Here is a 14,617-nt window from a genome sequence, read left to right as displayed (position 1 = left end):
TCTGCTAGCCTTGCTGGCAACGGCACGAACCAAGCCGAAGGAGAGGATATGGCCAGCTTGCCCCCCACGCCCGATGGGGCGAAGGCGTCCCCCTATGCCTGGTACGTCCTGTCACTGCTGCTGCTCGTCTATATCCTGAACTTCGTCGATCGCCAGATCGTCGCCATCCTCGCCGACGACATCAAGCGCGACCTTGGCCTGCGCGATCAGGATATCGGCTTTCTGTACGGCACCGCCTTCGGCGTCTTTTACGCGCTGTTCGGCATTCCGCTTGGCCGGCTGGCCGACAATTGGCACCGGGTACGGCTGATGACCTTGGGACTTGCGCTGTGGTCGAGCATGACCGCGCTGTCGGGCTTTGCCCGCACCGGCATGGTGCTGGGCCTCGCGCGGATCGGGGTCGGCATCGGCGAGGCGACCGCAAGTCCTGCCGCCTATTCGCTGATCTCGGACTGGTTCCCCAAGCGGCTGCGCGCCACGGCGCTCGCGCTCTATTCCTCGGGCATCTATCTGGGCGGCGGTCTTTCGCTGTTCATCGGAGCGCTGATCGTGCAGCGCTGGAACCAGACATATCCCGCGGGCGGACCGCTGGGGCTGGTCGGCTGGCAAGCGGCGTTCCTCGCCGTCGGACTACCGGGGCTGCTGGTCGCGGGCCTGGTCTTCACCCTGCGCGAGCCGCCCCGCGGCCGTTCGGAAGGCATGGTGGCGACCGCCCACCCCGCCCCGTTCCGGGAATTCTTCGAAGAATTGCTGACGATCGTGCCGCCCTTCACGCTGATCGGCGCCGCCCGGCTGGGCAGGGCGGCGCTGATCCGCAACCTTGCGGTGCTGGCGCTCGTCGCCGGGCTGGTCGCATTGTTCGTGTCGCTTGGCGAGCCGATCGCGCAATGGGCGGCGGTCGGCACCGGCGCCTATGCCGTCTATAGCTGGGCGACCGCGCTCCGGCGCCGCGATCCGCCCACCTATGCGCTGATCGTCGGCACCCCCGCCTTTCTCTGCGTGGTGCTGGCCTATGGGCTGAACACCTTCCTGTCCTATGCGATGGCGGGATTCGCGCCGAGCTTCCTGCGCCGCGCCTTCGCCATTCCGCCGGAGCAGCTGGGATCGCTCGGCTTCTGGATCGGAGCGCCGGTGGCGCTCGCGGGATTCCTGGGCGTGACGCTGGGCGGTCGCGTCGCCGATGCATTGCGGGTGCGCAGCCCTGTCGGGCGCATCCATGTCATCCTGTTCGGATGCCTCGCACCCCTGGCGCCGATGGCGCTGCTGTTCACGGCGCCCACGCTCGGCTTTGCCCTGTGGATGCTGCCCCTGACCCAGTTCCTGATCTGCGGCGCGCTCGGCGCAGCGGCGGCGACGACGCAGGATCTGGTGCTCCCGCGGATGCGCGGCACCGCGACCGCCGCCTTCTTCATCGGCACAACGCTCATCGGCCTGTCGCTCGGGCCCTACACGGCTGGGCGGATCGCGACGCTGACGGGCGATCTTGCGACCGGCATGCTCGCCCTGTTCGCCAGCGTGCCGGTGGCGGTGGTGGCGATATGGGGGGCCTATCGCCTGTTGCCGGCAGCGGAGGCGAGCAAGCTAGCCCGGGCCCGCGCCGCCGGCGAAGCGGTGTGAGGCGTCAGACGGTCTGGAATACGCCGCAGGCGATGCGGCCGCCGCTGTTGCCGGCAGGATCGGTCTTGTAATCGTCTTCGCCGGCATGGATCACCAGCGCGGCACCGTCCTGGTCCATCAGCTGGTCGAAGCTTCCGCCGGCAAGCGTGAAGGTGCTGTGGCCATGGCCCTTCTCGTCGACCTTCATGTTGGGCATGTCGCCGGCGTGCGGCCCCATCGGGTTTTCCTTGCCATGCTTGGTCGCGCCCGGGTTCCAGTGCCCGCCGGCGCTGGCGAAGTCGGGCGGCGTGCAGACGCCGACGGTGTGGACGTGCACGCCGTGCGCGCCGGGCGTGAGCCCGTTCGCATCCACCAGTACGCGGATCGATCCTTCCACCTGTTCGGCAACCGCCGTTCCCACCACCTTGCCGGCGGCGTCGTGCAGCTCGGCCTGGGCGCGGAAGCGGCCGGCCATGTAGCGATCATTCTGCGCCTTGGTCGCGCAGCCTCCCAGCGTCAGTGCGACGCCTGCGGCGCCCACCGCGATTGCCCAAGCCTTCATACCCAGTCTCCAGCCCATGTCCTTGAACAAGCGTAATGGGCCTTTGCGCCGCCGGTTCCAAGGGGCAAGCGCCGGCAACCACGCGCGCCGGCCGCCACCCGCGGCGCGCTTCGCTCGCTTCGCCGCATTGCGGCACGGCTCGTCGCATCTTTTACTTTTCATTAACATTGCTTTACGAAATCTGTGGCGTCGACGTGGCGACAAGCTCGCACGCCGCAGACCACAGGGGATCATCATCATGTACCGGCTCGCCTGCGCGATGCTCGTCTTGCCCATGCTGGCGTCCTGCCATGCCGGCAGCGCGGAATCGGGGGTGCGCCCGACCGCCATCGTCGAGACCGCGCCGCCGCCGCCCTTGTGGCGCACGCGCATCGCCGACGCCGATCTGCCGCGGCTGGAGAGCCTGCCCGCCGATTGGCGCCAGCTATATGCGGGGGTTCGCCTGCCCGTGCGCAAGCTCCAGGGCGCGGTACTGGATCCCGATGCCGGCCAGCCGCACCCCGCGCTGCCGCCGGGTTCCTACCGGTGCCGGACGCTGCATCTGAAGCGGGGGCCTGCCGGGCGCGCGCTGGTGCAGCCGAGCCCCGCCGGCTTCTGCTACATCTCCGCCGCGAACGAAGAAGCGGACGATGCGCCGCTCGGCCTCGCCAAGCAGACCGGCGCGGACATCGTCGCGGGCTATGTCTTCCCCGACGGCAAGCGGTACGTGTTCCTCGGCGCGCGCCAGGCCAAGGCGGGTGCCAACGACGTCGGCTATGGCAATGCCGGTTCGCACGACGTGGTGGGCATGGTCGAGCGGTTCGGCGCGTTCCGCTGGCGCCTTGCCGTCCCCGGCGCCCTGCCCGGCAGCGTCGATCTGTACGAACTCACGCCGGTACCGCCCGACGGGCAGCCCAAGGGCTGAGATCCCCGCCCGTTCATCGGGGCGACAGAAACCGTTGCCGCAGTGCAACACTTTCCGTGGAAAGCTTCGCGGCGACGCAACCATCTCGTCGGCCCGGGCATTAACCGCGCATCTCCAGCCGCCGCCCGTCGTCACGGGCCTGCTGAAGAGATTAGTGTTTCAACAAGCGTCGAGGTTCTCCCCCATGCGTAACATCATCGCCGTCGCGGCAGCCGCTGCCGCGCTCCCCTTCGCCGTCCCCGCTTTCGCGCAGGACACCACCACCGGCGCAGGGACGATGGCGACCACGTCCGCCGACACCACCAGCACCACCACCACCACCACCACGACCGCCGCGCAGGACATGGAAACCCCGCGTTCGCCGGACGGCTCCAAGGCATTCGGCATCGAGCCCTATGTCGGCGTGCTGGGTGGTTGGGAGCGCTTCGACCGCCAGTCGAACGCCGGCATTCCGATCCCGCCGAACGGCTACCGCCTCGACGGTGCGCTCGTGCAGGGCGTGGCCGGTGTGAACGTGCCGCTGGGCCCGGTGTTCGTCGGCGCCGAAGGTAACGTCGCCAAGGGCGTGAGCGGCGACATCGATTGGGAATATGGCGCCGCCGGCCGCTTCGGCTTCCGCGCGGGCGACAGCGGCCTGATCTACGGCAAGGTCGGCTATCAGTGGGTGAACTTCGACAAGGTCGCCAACACCCGCCGCGACTATAACGCCGTCACCTACGGAATCGGCGTCGAAGTCGGCCCGAAGGACATCGGCCTGGGCGGCATCACCGGCCGCAGCGGTCTGCGCCTGCGCCTGGAAATGAACACGTTCAACGATGCGAAGAGCTTCCGCCCGATGGCGGGCGTGATCGCGCACTTCTGATCCAGCTTGCCGCCCTCCCCATGCGGGAGGGCGGCATCGCCGTTGATTCCCGTCAACGCGCCTGACCCGGATTTGCGCTACAGGCACATGCCATGTCCGAGTCTTCCCTGCCCTTCGACCGCGTTGGCGGCGAAGAATCCGTGCGCGCCATCGTCGATCGCTTCTACGATCTGGTCGAGCAGGACCCCGCCTATGCGGCCCTTCACGCGATGCACCAGCCCGATCTGACGGCGCTGCGCCATTCGCTGACCCGCTTCCTCGTCGCCTGGCTCGGCGGCCCGCGCGACTGGTTCGAGGCGCGGCCCGGCATGTGCATCATGGGCTTTCATCGCCAACTGAACGTTACCGGCCAGACCGCTGCGCAATGGGCGCATGCGATGGATCGTGCGATCGGCGCCGACCCTGGCATAGAGCCCGAGACCGCCCGGATGATGAGCGACGCGCTGCACCGAATGTGCCGTGCGATGGCGGTGCAGGCGCGCACCGCCGCCGAGGCCGCGGCCGGTTGATCCGCTTCGGACGAGGTCCGCGCCGACAGGTCCGCCGCTTGCGCTAAACACCCCGCGACGCACGAACATGCGAGGCAGCCGAAAGGGCGGCCCGGACACGGTTCGGTTCGAAAACGGGTGGTGCAGGTCTTAAACCCCCTCCTGCACTGCTCGTAGCGCGCAAGCGCGGGGGACGGGTCTGTCGGGGGTGGTGCCCCGGCAGGCCCGCAACTCCCGCACCGCTGCATCCCAACCTGACGCGACCGGGAACGACCGGACGACCTTGCGCGGTGGGCCCGCCCCCCGCACGCTCCACCCCCACCGCTTGCGGCATGGCTGGACGTGCCGGCCCGGCACGCTAAGGGAGGAGCAGCAACCGGACCCTTGGAGCGGCACGCATGAACGATCAGGTTTCCCAGAGCTATGGCGCCGTGGCGGCGACCAGCGACACCGGCTGGCTGACGGCATCCTTCGTGCTGATCGCGCTGGGCGCGGCGCTGGCGCTGTTCGTGCTGATCTGGGGTGCCCGGCTGGCGGCACGGCGCCGTCAGGCGCGCACCGATCTGGAGGATCGCGGCGAACTGCAGGTCGCCGACGCGCCCGAGCCGCTCGCGACGCTGACCCCGCCGCCCAGCGCCGCGGCGCCGGCGCCGGCCGTGCCGGAGCCCGCCCCGCTGGCCGACGAGCCGATCCCGGCGGCGGCGCCGGTCGCGGCCCCGACGGCGGCACTGGCCGCCGACACCAACGCTGAGCCCGCCCCGGCCGGCGCCGGCGATGCCGACGATCTCACCCGACTAAAGGGGGTCGGCCCCAAACTCGCGGCGCGGCTCAACGAGCTGGGCATCACCCGCTTTGCCCAGCTCGGCGCGCTCGATGCCGCCGCAGCACAGGGGCTCGATGCGCAGCTCGGCAGCTTCCAGGGCCGCATGACGCGCGACCGCTGGATCGAGCAGGCCCGCTTCCTCGCGGCAGGCGACATCGCGGGTTATGAGGCGGTGTTCGGGAAACTCTGAGGTCACGTAATCCTGCCCCGCCAGGGCAGGCCTCTCGCAGTTGATCAAGGTACCTCGTCCTCCCCGCGAAGGCGGGGATCCAATGACGCGGATGCCGAGGGTCTTTTCCCGGCGCTGCGGGCAAGGGCTTCCCGCTTTCGCGGGAATGACGACGGTTTGCGAGATGCCGCCGACCGTTGGCCGTCGTACGCGACGGGCCTGTCCTGGCAGTGGAGGATAAATCGGGGCCCCGCTATCGCTTCAGTATGTCCAGCGCCGCGGCGGTGAGCGCCTCGGTCGCAGTGCCGACCACGGTTTCGGCATCGGGTGCCCATTCGGCGCTGTGGAGTGAGGGCAGCGTGCCTTTGCCTGCCTGCGCCGCGTCCCACTTGGCCTTGGAAACGCCGCCGACCCAGAAGATCGTGCTCTGGATGCGCTGGTCGGCCAGCCAGTAGCGGCTGAAGTCCTCGCCGCCCATCACCGCCTTGGGTTCCACCACCCAGTCCTTGCCGAAGCGCGCGGTGAACAGTCCCTGCAATCGCCCCGACAGCGGCTGGGTGTTGAAGGTAGCGGGGGTATATTCGTCCTTCACCGTCATCACCGGCATGCGGTCCTCCGGCACCCCTGCCGCGATCGCCTCGCCGCGCGCGATCCGCGCGATCCCGTCGAGCAGCTGCTTGCGCGATTCGGGCGTGAAGCTGCGCACGGTGAGCAGCATCGTCACGTCGTTGCCGATGATGTTGTGCTTCGATCCGCCATGGATCGCGCCCACCGTCACCACCGCGGGCTGCTGCGGGTCCATCTCGCGCGAGACCAGAGTCTGCAACGTGGTGACGATCCGCGCGGCGAGCACGATCGGGTCCTTGGTGGTGTGCGGATAGGCGCCGTGGCCGCCGACCCCCTTCACCACCAGATCGACCGAATCGACATTGGCGAGCGCATAGCCGGGCGTGATGCCGATCTGCCCGGCGGGCAGGCTGGCGCTGTCGTGAAAGGCGATGGCATAGGCTGGCCTGGGGAAGCGGGTGAACAGCCCGTCGTCCAGCATGTCCTTGGCACCGCGCCCGCGCTCCTCGGCGGGCTGGGCGATCATCACCACGGTGCCGTGCCACTGGTTCTTCATCGCCGCCAGGTTGCGCAGCGTGCCGACCCAGCTGGCCATGTGGGTATCGTGCCCACAGGCGTGCATCACGCCGCTCTCGATGCCCTCGTCGGTCGTCGCGCGAACCTTGGAGGCGAAGGGCAGCCCGGTATTCTCGACCACCGGCAGCCCGTCCATGTCGGCGCGGATCAGCAGCACCGGCCCCGCGCCGTTGCGCAGCACCGCGACGACCCCGGTACCGCCCACCTTTTCGGTGACCTCATAGCCGGCCTCGCGCGCGGCGGCCGCGAGCTTCGCGGCGGTCTTCACCTCGTGCAGGCTGAGCTCGGGATTGGCGTGCAGGTCGCGGTAAAGCGCCATCAGCTGCGGCATCGCCTTCGCCGTCGCATCGCGCACCGGATCGGTGGCGGCAGCGGCGGCGGGCGTGCCGAGGCTCATCGCCCCGGCCAGCAGGAAAGACGTGAACATGGCACCCCCTTGTCGAACATGGGGGCGAGTGTCTCGCCTGCCGCCGCCGCTGTCAAACCATCCCGTTCAGCCGGCAGGGACGATCTCGATCACGTCCAGCTTCGATTCGAACGCGGGATAGGGCAGCACCAGCCGCCAGCGCGCCGCGCCGATTCGCTCGGCATAGCCGATCAGGTCGCGCTTGTTGTCCAGTCCATAGCGGAGCGGCGCGGCATCGTCGCCCACCTCGAGCGTGCCGACGAAGACGGCGCGCGCCTTGACGTCCGGGAACAGGTTGCCGTCCGGGCGCTGAACGCCGCCCGCGATCCGGAAATGGCGGACCTGCCCGTCCGCGACGAGCGTGCAGGGCCGCCAGTCATAGGTCACGATCGCGCTGACCGCCGTGCCGCCGCCGCCCAGCTTGGTGGTGCGGCAGCGATAGGCGCCGGCGGGCGGCATCGCGTCCGCCTGCGCGCGATCGGGATCGAACAGTTCCGCATCGCCGTCGATCCGCCTGGCATCGGCGGCGCGGGCGAGCGGCAGCGCCTCGCTCCACGCCTTGCGCCAGTTGCGCAGCTTCTCGCGATCCACATCGGTCGCGGTACGACGCCAGTTGCGGCTGGTGTCCATGCCCGGCGAGGTCGATTCGCGATAGACGCTGCATCCCGCCAGCGCCGCGCCGAGACCCAGGACGGCAACCGTGCGCAGCATCATTCGGCAGTCCAGCCGCCGTCGATCGAATAGTTCGATCCGGTGATCTGCGCGGCCTCGTCGCGGCACAGGAACACGGCGAGCGCCGCCACCTGCTCGGGCAGCACGAACTCCTTGGTCGGCTGGGCATCGAGCAGCACGTCGTTGATCACCTGCTCGCGCGTCAGCCCGCGCGTCTTCATCGTATCCGGGATCTGGTTCTCGACCAGCGGCGTCCAGACATAGCCCGGCGAGATGCAGTTCACGGTGATGCCGTGCGTCGCCACTTCCAGCGCCGCCGTCTTGGTGAGGCCGGCGAGGCCGTGCTTGGCAGCCACATAGGCCGCCTTGTTGGGGCTGGCGACCAGGCTGTGCGCGCTGGCGGTGGAGATGATTCGGCCCCATTTGCGCGCCTTCATGCCCGGGATCGCCGCGCGCATCAGGTGGAAGGTGGAGCTGAGGTTGATCGCAAGGATCGCATCCCACTTCTCGATCGGAAACTCGTCGATCGGCGCGACATGCTGGATGCCGGCGTTGGAAATCACGATGTCGACGGCACCGAACTCGGCCTCCGCGCGCGCAACCATCGCGGCGATCGCCTCGGGCTTGGTCATGTCGGCGGCGTCGTAGAGCGCCTTGCCGCCGCTGGTCTCGGCCAGCGCGGCACGCTCCTTCTCGATCGCGTCGGCGTCGCCGAAGCCGTTGATCAGCACGTTCGCTCCCTCGGCGGCGAGCGCCTTGGCATAGGCCAGGCCGATGCCCGAGGTGGAGCCGGTAACGATCGCGGACTTGCCCTTGAGGAACATCGGCATACTCCTTGTTAACGCTGGGTGAGGTCGAAGGCGGCGGTCTTGCCGTCGAGAATGTTCTGCGCGACGAGGCGGCTGTTGGCCATGGTCTCGGCCACCGCGGTGCGGCCCGATTCCCAGTGCTCGCGCATCGTCCGCGTCGAGAATTCGAAGTCGCGCGAGCCGCCCTCCCAGATCTTTGCGCGGTAGATCAGCTGCACGACGTTGACCGGATATTCGGTGACGAGCGCGCGCACCGCCTGTACCTCGGGCTCGTCGGCCACATGGGGCGGCAGCTTGTCGAGCAGCGCCTTCACCGTCTCGCGCGCCTTGCGGATACGCAGCCGCTCGTCGGAAATGGCGCGGGTTCGGCTGGAGAAACGGATTTCCTTCTCGCGGCCCATCACGTCCATGATCGTGCGCGGGAGCTCGTTTTCGGCGGGAAAGAGATCGACCTGGAAGACGAGCATCTCGGCCTCCTGCCGATCGAGGACATGGGTGAGCGGCGTATTGGAGACGAGTCCCCCGTCCCAATACCAGCAGCCGTCGATCTCGACCGGCGGCAGCCCGGGCGGCAACGCACCAGACGCCATGATGTGCCGTGCGTCGATGCGTTCGTCGCGCGTATCGAAATAGCGGAAGTTGCCGCTGTGGAGGTTGACCGCGCCCACGGACAGACGGACCGGGCCGTTGTTCAGCAGATCCCAGTCGACCAGCCGGTCCAGCGTCTCGCGCAGGGGACTGGTGTCGTAGAAGCTCATCGCTTCCGGCGTACCGGGAATGGCGAAGGCGGGCGGGATCGGCCGCGGCCGGAAAAAGCCGGGCACGCCGCCCAGCATCACCGCGCCGGCCGACCATTCATGGGCGATCTCGCGCAGCTGCTCGTTCATCGGCAGCGAGAAATCGGGGAGCGCGGACGTGACCTGCTCCCAGAAAGCGCGGATCGCATCCAGCCGCTTCTCGGGCGGATTGCCGGCAAACAGCGCCGCGTTGACCGCGCCGATCGAGATGCCGGCCACCCAGTCCACCTCGATCGCGGCACTGGCGAGTTCCTCGATCACCCCGGCCTGGAAACTGCCGAGCGCCCCGCCCCCCTGCAGCACCAATGCGACGGTATCCGGCAACGGCATGCCTGGTGCGGCATGGCGGCGGCGGTGCGGGCGAGACTCAGCATCGGCCATGGCACGCGATGTGGCCCATCCCATGCTGCGGAGCAATACGAAGCTTGGTATGCTATCCGTGCAACGCACGGCGGTCTGGCGCATTGTCACGCCAACCGAACGAATAAGGGGAGGCCCGATGCGGCTCGACGATCTCGATCCTACCGACAATGCCCGCGACCTTGGCTCGGGCGGCGGCGGCGGCGGCGGCTTTCCGCTGCTCGGACTGCTGCCGATGTTCCTCGGCCGCGGCATGGGCTGCGGCGGCATCGTGCTGATCGGCATCATCGCACTGGTGATGTTCGGTCTGGGCGGGGGCGGCGGGATGCTGGGCCAGAGCGGCGGCGGCAGCGCCGGGCGCTCGCCGACGGCGGGCCAGTCCGGACAGCAGGTGTGCCGCGTGAACGAGCGGCGGCTGGAAGCGTGCCGGGTCATGCGCAGCACGGATCTCACCTGGAGCAAGATCTTCCAGGAAATGGGCCGCAACGATTACAAGCCGGCAACGATCAACTTCTTTTCCGGCGGTGCGAACACCGGCTGCGGCGCGGCGAATTCGGCGGTCGGTCCGTTCTACTGCCCGAGCGACAACGGCGTGTATATCGACACGACCTTCTTCGACGAGCTGCAGAACCGCTTCGGCGCCAAGGGTGACTTCGCGCGCGATTACGTGATCGCGCACGAAATGGGCCATCATATCCAGGATCTGCTCGGCACCTCGTCCGAGGTCTCCCGCGCGCAGTCGCAGGCGAGCAAGACCGAGGGCAACCGTCTTTCCGTCAAGCTGGAACTGCAGGCGGACTGCTATGCCGGGGTCTGGGCGGCCCGCAACCGCGATCGGCTGGAGCCCGGCGACATCGAGGAAGGCATGACGGCTGCGAACGCGATCGGCGACGATACGCTGCAGAAGGAGGCCCGGGGCACCGTGGTGCCGGACAGCTTCACGCACGGCAGCTCGGCACAGCGCATGGCGTGGCTGAAGCGCGGGCTCGACAGCGGCGATCCTCGCCAGTGCGACACCTTCAGCGCTACGCAATGATCGTTACTTGACGTAAACCCCTGGCCGCTATTGGATGGCCGCCAGGGGGGACTCCAAGATGGACCAGCATGCCGAGCGCGGCGCGTTCGAATTCACGGGCTCGTGGCGCGAATATGCGCCCATCGCCTTTACCAATCTGCTGCTGACGATCGTCACGCTGGGGATTTACAATTTCTGGGGGCGGACGCGCACCCGGCAATATCTGTGGAGCCACACGCGGTTCATCGACGACCGCCTGGAATGGACCGGCACCGGGCTGGAGCTGATGCTGGGCTATGTCATGGTCTTCGTGCTGATGATCCTGCCGCTTGCCGGCATCCAGTTTTTGATCGGCGTGCTGGCCGCGCAGGGTTCCACCGGCGCACAAATCGCCGCGCTGATGCTTGCCCTCGTCTTTTACGTCGTGGTGTTCAGCCTTGGCGGGATCGCGATCTTCCGCGCGCTACGCTACCGGCTGAGCCGCACCTACTGGCACGGCATTCGCGGCGGCAGCGACGATCAGGGCTTTCGCTACGGCCTCTCGTATCTGTGGCGGACCATGCTGGGCGGCGTCGCCTTTGGCCTGCTGGTGCCCTGGGCGCTGGTCACCCTTTGGAACAAGCGCTGGAACGCGATGAGCTTCGGCCCCTTCCGCTTCGAGGCGAACGCCAGCACGGATGGTCTGATGGGGCGCTATCTGCTCTTCTATCTGATGCCGGTCTTGCTGGTCGTCGTCGGCGTGATCGCCGGCATCGCCGCCGCCTTTTCGGGCGCCAACGCCACGGCCGCCGTGCAGAGCTATGGTCTCGCCATCTTCTTGGTGGGCTTCTACCTCGTCTTCTTCGTCGCGCTGGGCCTGGTGTCGCTCTATTTCTATTCGGCCTATTTCCGGCAGGCGATCGGCGCGCTGACACTCGGCGACCTGGAGTTCGAGTTCACCGCACGGACCCGCGACTGGCTGAAGCTGATGCTCGGCACCTTCGCGCTGGTGGTATGCACGCTGGGCATCGGCTCGATCTTCATCGCCTATCGCAACTGGGCATTCTTTGTCCGCCACCTGCGCGCCTATGGCACGCTGGAGCTGGACCAGTTCACCCAATCGACCACGCGCGCGCCCGGCCAGGGCGAGGGGCTGTTCGACAGCCTCGACATGGGCGCCTTCTGAGGAGAGCGGACGGTGGAGACGCATGTCTGGCATTATGACGGCCGCAGCGGGGAACGCCGCATGCCGGCGATCGTACCCACGCCGGACCAGCGGCACTTCCTGCTGGAAGGGGACGGCGCCGAACCGGGCCCCTATGCCTTTGCCGATCTCACGCCGCACGGCAGCTCCCACCATGAGCGCGCCTTCGGCCTGAAGGGGCGGCCGGGCTGGCGGATCACCTTCCTCGAATTCCCGCCGGCCGAAATCGCCGTCCAGTTGCCCAAGGGCGCGCGCTACGGCAGGTGGATCGACCGCTTCGGCCTGTGGCGTTCGGTGGGCGTGCTGGCGATCCTCGCAGCGCTGGTCGTCGCGGTGACGCTCAAGCTGCCGCCGCTTCTTGCGCGGATGATCCCGCAATCGATGGAACAGCGCATGGGCCGGCTGCTCGTCGGCAATCTCGGCGGCTATGCCTGCACCACGCCGCAGGGGGACGCCGCGCTCAAGGCGCTCGCTGCACGCCTTCGTCAAAAGGAGGGTGTCGAGATCCACGTCGTGCAGGCCCCGATGATCAACGCCGTCGCCTTTCCCGGCGGGCAGGTGGTACTCTTCGACGGGCTGATCCAGAGCGCCAAGTCTCCCGACGAGGTAGCCGGTGTGCTGGGCCATGAGCTCGGTCATGTCGCCCACCGCGACGGCATGGAATCGCTGATCCGCCAATATGGCCTGGGGCTGCTGTTCGGCGGGTTCGACAGCAATGTCGGCGGATATGGCAACGCGCTGCTCAATGCTCGCTATTCCCGCAAGGCCGAATCCGGTGCCGATGGCTATGCGATCGGCAGTCTGCAGGCCGCCGACATCTCGCCGATGCCCACCGCCGCGCTGTTCGCGCGCCTGGCCAAGGAAGACGAGCGGCCGGGCAATGCCGGGCTGATGCTCAACTATCTTTCCTCGCATCCGCTTTCGTCGTCGCGCGAGCAGCGATTCGCGGCAAGCGTTCGCAAGGGTGCGCGCTACACGCCGGCGCTGAGCGCCGCGCAGTGGCAGGCGCTGCGGACCATGTGCGCCGAGAGCCCGCCACGGCAGAGCATCTTCTAGACCAGCACCGCCAGCAGCTTGCCGGCCGCGACCGAAAGGCCCGAGACGGCGATGGCCGCGCCGAACAGGAGCTGCACGCTGGGGACGAACCGGCGGACCGGCAGGGCGATGGCTTTTTCGAGTGTACGCATGCGGCGATCCTGCTCCTGTCGACGGGCGATGTCTTGCGATCAATCCCGATCGCCCTGATCGGTTCCGTCGCTGGTCGTCGCGGAGCGGAACGGCTACACCGCCGCCATGACCGCCCTCGCCCATCATTACAGCCCCGGCGCCGCGCCGACGATCGTCTTCCTGCCGGGCTATCGCTCCGACATGCAGGGATCCAAGGTGCTGGCACTGGAAGCCTGGGCGCAGGCGCGCGGCCAGGCATTTCTGCGCTTCGACTATCGCGGCTGCGGGGCAAGCCCCGGCGCGTTCGAGGACCATACCCTCGCCGATTGGCGGGATGACGCACTCGGCCTGATCGACACGCTGGTCGAAGGGCCGGTGGTGCTGGTAGGCTCGTCGATGGGCGGGTGGCTGATGCTGCTGGTGGCCAAGGCGCGACCCCAGCGCATCGTCGGCATGGTCGGCATCGCCGCCGCGCCCGACTTCACCGCCTGGGGGTTCACGGCCGAGGAGAAGCGACTCCTGGTCGAACAGGGTCGGCTGGAACAGCCCAGCGCCTATTCGGACGCGCCGATGGTCACCACCCGCGCCTTCTGGGAATCGGGCGAGGCCCATCGCATGCTTGATGCGCCGATCGCCTTTGACGGCCCCGTTCGCCTGCTCCAGGGCCAGTGCGACGAGGAAGTGCCGTGGGAACTGGCGCTGCGGCTCGCCGCCACGATCCGTTCAGAAAACGTCCAGACATGGATCGTCAAGGATGGAAATCACCGCCTGTCGCGCGACGGCGATATGCGCCTGCTGCTCCGTGCCACCGAGGACATCCTGACCGAATGCTCATCCCCCTCCTCCTGCTGATCGCCCAGCAGAACACCGCGATCGCCCCCAAGGCCGGGCCCGTGCTGCGCGATGCCGAGCGCGCCCGGGCCGCCGCCGCCAAGGCCGCGGCCCCTGCACCGGCGGGCGAGCCGCCGCGCTTCACCACGTGCATGGATCTGGCCACCGGCGATCCGACCGCGGCGATCGACGAAGCGGTCAAGTGGCGCGCCGAGCAAGGCGGCATGTTCGCGCGCCAGTGCCTGGCGGTCGCCTATGCCAACCAGGCACGCTGGGACTCTGCCGCCGCTGCCTTCGAGGAAGCGGCGGGCGACGCCGAGACCGGCAAGGATGCCGCGCGCGCCGCCACCTACTGGACCCAGGCCGGCAATGCCTGGCTCGCCGCCAAGAAGCCGCCCAGGGCGCGCGCCAGCTTCAACGCCGCGCTTGCTACCGGCAGCCTCCAGGGCCTGGCACTGGGCGAGGCCTATCTCGACCGCGCCCGTGCCGCGGTCGCCTCGGGCGAGAATGCAGGCGCCCGCGCGGATATCGACATCGCGATCGCCAAGGCCGGCGACGACCCCTTCGCCTGGCTGCTCTCCGCCACGCTGGCCCGTCGCATGGGGGAGCTGCCCCGCGCCCAGAAGGACATCGCCGAGGCGGTGAAACGCGCCGGCGACGACGCTGCCGTCCAGCTCGAGGCCGGCAATATCGCAGCAGCGAGCGGCGACGAGGTGGCCGCGAAGGCCGCGTGGACCAAGGTGCTCGCCGCCGCGCCCGGCAGCCCGCAGGCGACCGCCGCCCGCGCCGCGCTCGCCCAGTTCGATCCGCCCCCGGCCAAATAGCCGGGT

General features: G+C 68.6%; 16 protein-coding genes. 10 read left to right on the top strand and 6 right to left on the bottom strand.

What is annotated here, in order from left to right; translation table 11 throughout:
• Positions 1–48: 48 nt before the first annotated feature.
• Positions 49–1,617 carry a spinster family MFS transporter gene (locus OIM94_RS14755; protein ID WP_264607451.1) on the top strand — a complete coding sequence of 523 codons (1,569 nt, stop codon included), beginning with the start codon at positions 49–51 and terminating at the stop codon, positions 1,615–1,617.
• A 4-nt stretch (positions 1,618–1,621) separates the two neighbouring features.
• Here OIM94_RS14755 and OIM94_RS14750 read toward each other — a convergent pair whose 3' ends face one another.
• Positions 1,622–2,158, bottom strand: a complete 537-nt coding sequence (locus tag OIM94_RS14750; protein ID WP_264607450.1) for a superoxide dismutase family protein — start codon at positions 2,156–2,158, stop codon at positions 1,622–1,624.
• 238 nt (positions 2,159–2,396) lie between these two features.
• Between OIM94_RS14750 and OIM94_RS14745 the strand changes: the two genes are divergently transcribed.
• From OIM94_RS14745 to OIM94_RS14730, 4 genes are all read left to right on the top strand, one after another.
• Positions 2,397–3,062: a DUF4893 domain-containing protein gene (locus OIM94_RS14745; RefSeq protein WP_264607449.1), complete on the top strand. Its 666-nt coding sequence runs from the start codon at positions 2,397–2,399 to the stop codon at positions 3,060–3,062.
• A 184-nt stretch (positions 3,063–3,246) separates the two neighbouring features.
• Positions 3,247–3,924, top strand: a complete 678-nt coding sequence (locus OIM94_RS14740) for an outer membrane protein (RefSeq protein WP_264607448.1) — start codon at positions 3,247–3,249, stop codon at positions 3,922–3,924.
• A 92-nt stretch (positions 3,925–4,016) separates the two neighbouring features.
• Complete coding sequence (locus tag OIM94_RS14735; protein WP_264607447.1) at positions 4,017–4,433, top strand: globin; 417 nt, start codon at positions 4,017–4,019, stop codon at positions 4,431–4,433.
• A 377-nt stretch (positions 4,434–4,810) separates the two neighbouring features.
• Entirely contained in the window at positions 4,811–5,425 is a 615-nt protein-coding gene (locus tag OIM94_RS14730; protein ID WP_264607446.1) for a hypothetical protein, read from the top strand.
• A 232-nt stretch (positions 5,426–5,657) separates the two neighbouring features.
• Here the strand turns inward: OIM94_RS14730 and OIM94_RS14725 are convergent, their stop codons facing one another.
• The 4 genes from OIM94_RS14725 to OIM94_RS14710 all read right to left on the bottom strand — a co-directional run bounded on the left by OIM94_RS14725 (position 5,658) and on the right by OIM94_RS14710 (position 9,612).
• On the bottom strand, positions 5,658–6,974 hold the full coding sequence (locus OIM94_RS14725) for an amidohydrolase (protein ID WP_264607445.1): 1,317 nt from the start codon (positions 6,972–6,974) through the stop codon (positions 5,658–5,660).
• Positions 6,975–7,040: 66 nt separating this feature from the next.
• The gene (locus tag OIM94_RS14720; RefSeq protein WP_264607444.1) at positions 7,041–7,667 is read right to left on the bottom strand and encodes a DUF4893 domain-containing protein; all 627 of its coding nucleotides are present in this window, start codon (positions 7,665–7,667) and stop codon (positions 7,041–7,043) included.
• On the bottom strand, positions 7,664–8,449 hold the full coding sequence (locus OIM94_RS14715; protein WP_264607443.1) for a 3-hydroxybutyrate dehydrogenase: 786 nt from the start codon (positions 8,447–8,449) through the stop codon (positions 7,664–7,666). The genes OIM94_RS14720 and OIM94_RS14715 overlap by 4 nt, the downstream gene beginning before the upstream one ends.
• Before the next feature lie 14 nt (positions 8,450–8,463).
• Complete coding sequence (locus OIM94_RS14710; protein ID WP_264607442.1) at positions 8,464–9,612, bottom strand: patatin-like phospholipase family protein; 1,149 nt, start codon at positions 9,610–9,612, stop codon at positions 8,464–8,466.
• A gap of 118 nt (positions 9,613–9,730) precedes the next feature.
• On the opposite strand from OIM94_RS14710, the gene OIM94_RS14705 reads away from it, so the two are divergent.
• The 3 genes from OIM94_RS14705 to OIM94_RS14695 are packed head-to-tail and all read left to right on the top strand — an operon-like array spanning position 9,731 to position 12,845.
• Positions 9,731–10,627, top strand: a complete 897-nt coding sequence (locus tag OIM94_RS14705) for a neutral zinc metallopeptidase (protein WP_264607441.1) — start codon at positions 9,731–9,733, stop codon at positions 10,625–10,627.
• Between the two features lie 58 nt (positions 10,628–10,685).
• Positions 10,686–11,771, top strand: a complete 1,086-nt coding sequence (locus tag OIM94_RS14700; protein WP_264607440.1) for a YjgN family protein — start codon at positions 10,686–10,688, stop codon at positions 11,769–11,771.
• Between the two features lie 12 nt (positions 11,772–11,783).
• Positions 11,784–12,845 carry a M48 family metallopeptidase gene (locus OIM94_RS14695; RefSeq protein WP_264607439.1) on the top strand — a complete coding sequence of 354 codons (1,062 nt, stop codon included), beginning with the start codon at positions 11,784–11,786 and terminating at the stop codon, positions 12,843–12,845.
• On the opposite strand, the gene OIM94_RS14690 is transcribed toward OIM94_RS14695, so the two are convergent.
• Positions 12,842–12,976, bottom strand: a complete 135-nt coding sequence (locus tag OIM94_RS14690) for a hypothetical protein (protein ID WP_264607438.1) — start codon at positions 12,974–12,976, stop codon at positions 12,842–12,844. The genes OIM94_RS14695 and OIM94_RS14690 overlap by 4 nt on opposite strands.
• 106 nt (positions 12,977–13,082) lie before the next feature.
• Here OIM94_RS14690 and OIM94_RS14685 point away from each other — a divergent pair, with 106 nt between their 5' ends.
• Together OIM94_RS14685 and OIM94_RS14680 are read left to right on the top strand one after the other, a co-directional pair.
• Complete coding sequence (locus OIM94_RS14685) at positions 13,083–13,808, top strand: alpha/beta fold hydrolase (protein WP_264607437.1); 726 nt, start codon at positions 13,083–13,085, stop codon at positions 13,806–13,808.
• A complete protein-coding gene (locus tag OIM94_RS14680; RefSeq protein ID WP_264607436.1) occupies positions 13,784–14,611 on the top strand; it encodes a hypothetical protein in 828 nt (275 codons plus the stop codon). The genes OIM94_RS14685 and OIM94_RS14680 overlap by 25 nt, the downstream gene beginning before the upstream one ends.
• Positions 14,612–14,617: the final 6 nt, after the last annotated feature.

Origin of the sequence: Sphingomonas sp. R1 (assembly GCF_025960285.1) — a bacterium.
GTDB lineage: Bacteria > Pseudomonadota > Alphaproteobacteria > Sphingomonadales > Sphingomonadaceae > Sphingomonas.
Note: the sequence above shows the minus strand (reverse complement) of the source record. Positions and strands in the feature narration are given on the sequence as shown.

Excerpts from the sequence above, each read along its gene's own strand:
- OIM94_RS14755 (WP_264607451.1), top strand. The coding sequence starts at position 49 with ATGGCCAGCTTGCCCCCCACGCCCGATGGGGCGAAGGCGTCCCCCTAT.
- OIM94_RS14750 (WP_264607450.1), bottom strand. The coding sequence starts at position 2,158 with ATGAAGGCTTGGGCAATCGCGGTGGGCGCCGCAGGCGTCGCACTGACG.
- OIM94_RS14745 (WP_264607449.1), top strand. The coding sequence starts at position 2,397 with ATGTACCGGCTCGCCTGCGCGATGCTCGTCTTGCCCATGCTGGCGTCC.
- OIM94_RS14740 (WP_264607448.1), top strand. The coding sequence starts at position 3,247 with ATGCGTAACATCATCGCCGTCGCGGCAGCCGCTGCCGCGCTCCCCTTC.
- OIM94_RS14735 (WP_264607447.1), top strand. The coding sequence starts at position 4,017 with ATGTCCGAGTCTTCCCTGCCCTTCGACCGCGTTGGCGGCGAAGAATCC.
- OIM94_RS14730 (WP_264607446.1), top strand. The coding sequence starts at position 4,811 with ATGAACGATCAGGTTTCCCAGAGCTATGGCGCCGTGGCGGCGACCAGC.
- OIM94_RS14725 (WP_264607445.1), bottom strand. The coding sequence starts at position 6,974 with ATGTTCACGTCTTTCCTGCTGGCCGGGGCGATGAGCCTCGGCACGCCC.
- OIM94_RS14720 (WP_264607444.1), bottom strand. The coding sequence starts at position 7,667 with ATGATGCTGCGCACGGTTGCCGTCCTGGGTCTCGGCGCGGCGCTGGCG.
- OIM94_RS14715 (WP_264607443.1), bottom strand. The coding sequence starts at position 8,449 with ATGTTCCTCAAGGGCAAGTCCGCGATCGTTACCGGCTCCACCTCGGGC.
- OIM94_RS14710 (WP_264607442.1), bottom strand. The coding sequence starts at position 9,612 with ATGGCCGATGCTGAGTCTCGCCCGCACCGCCGCCGCCATGCCGCACCA.
- OIM94_RS14705 (WP_264607441.1), top strand. The coding sequence starts at position 9,731 with ATGCGGCTCGACGATCTCGATCCTACCGACAATGCCCGCGACCTTGGC.
- OIM94_RS14700 (WP_264607440.1), top strand. The coding sequence starts at position 10,686 with ATGGACCAGCATGCCGAGCGCGGCGCGTTCGAATTCACGGGCTCGTGG.
- OIM94_RS14690 (WP_264607438.1), bottom strand. The coding sequence starts at position 12,976 with ATGCGTACACTCGAAAAAGCCATCGCCCTGCCGGTCCGCCGGTTCGTC.
- OIM94_RS14685 (WP_264607437.1), top strand. The coding sequence starts at position 13,083 with ATGACCGCCCTCGCCCATCATTACAGCCCCGGCGCCGCGCCGACGATC.
- OIM94_RS14680 (WP_264607436.1), top strand. The coding sequence starts at position 13,784 with ATGCTCATCCCCCTCCTCCTGCTGATCGCCCAGCAGAACACCGCGATC.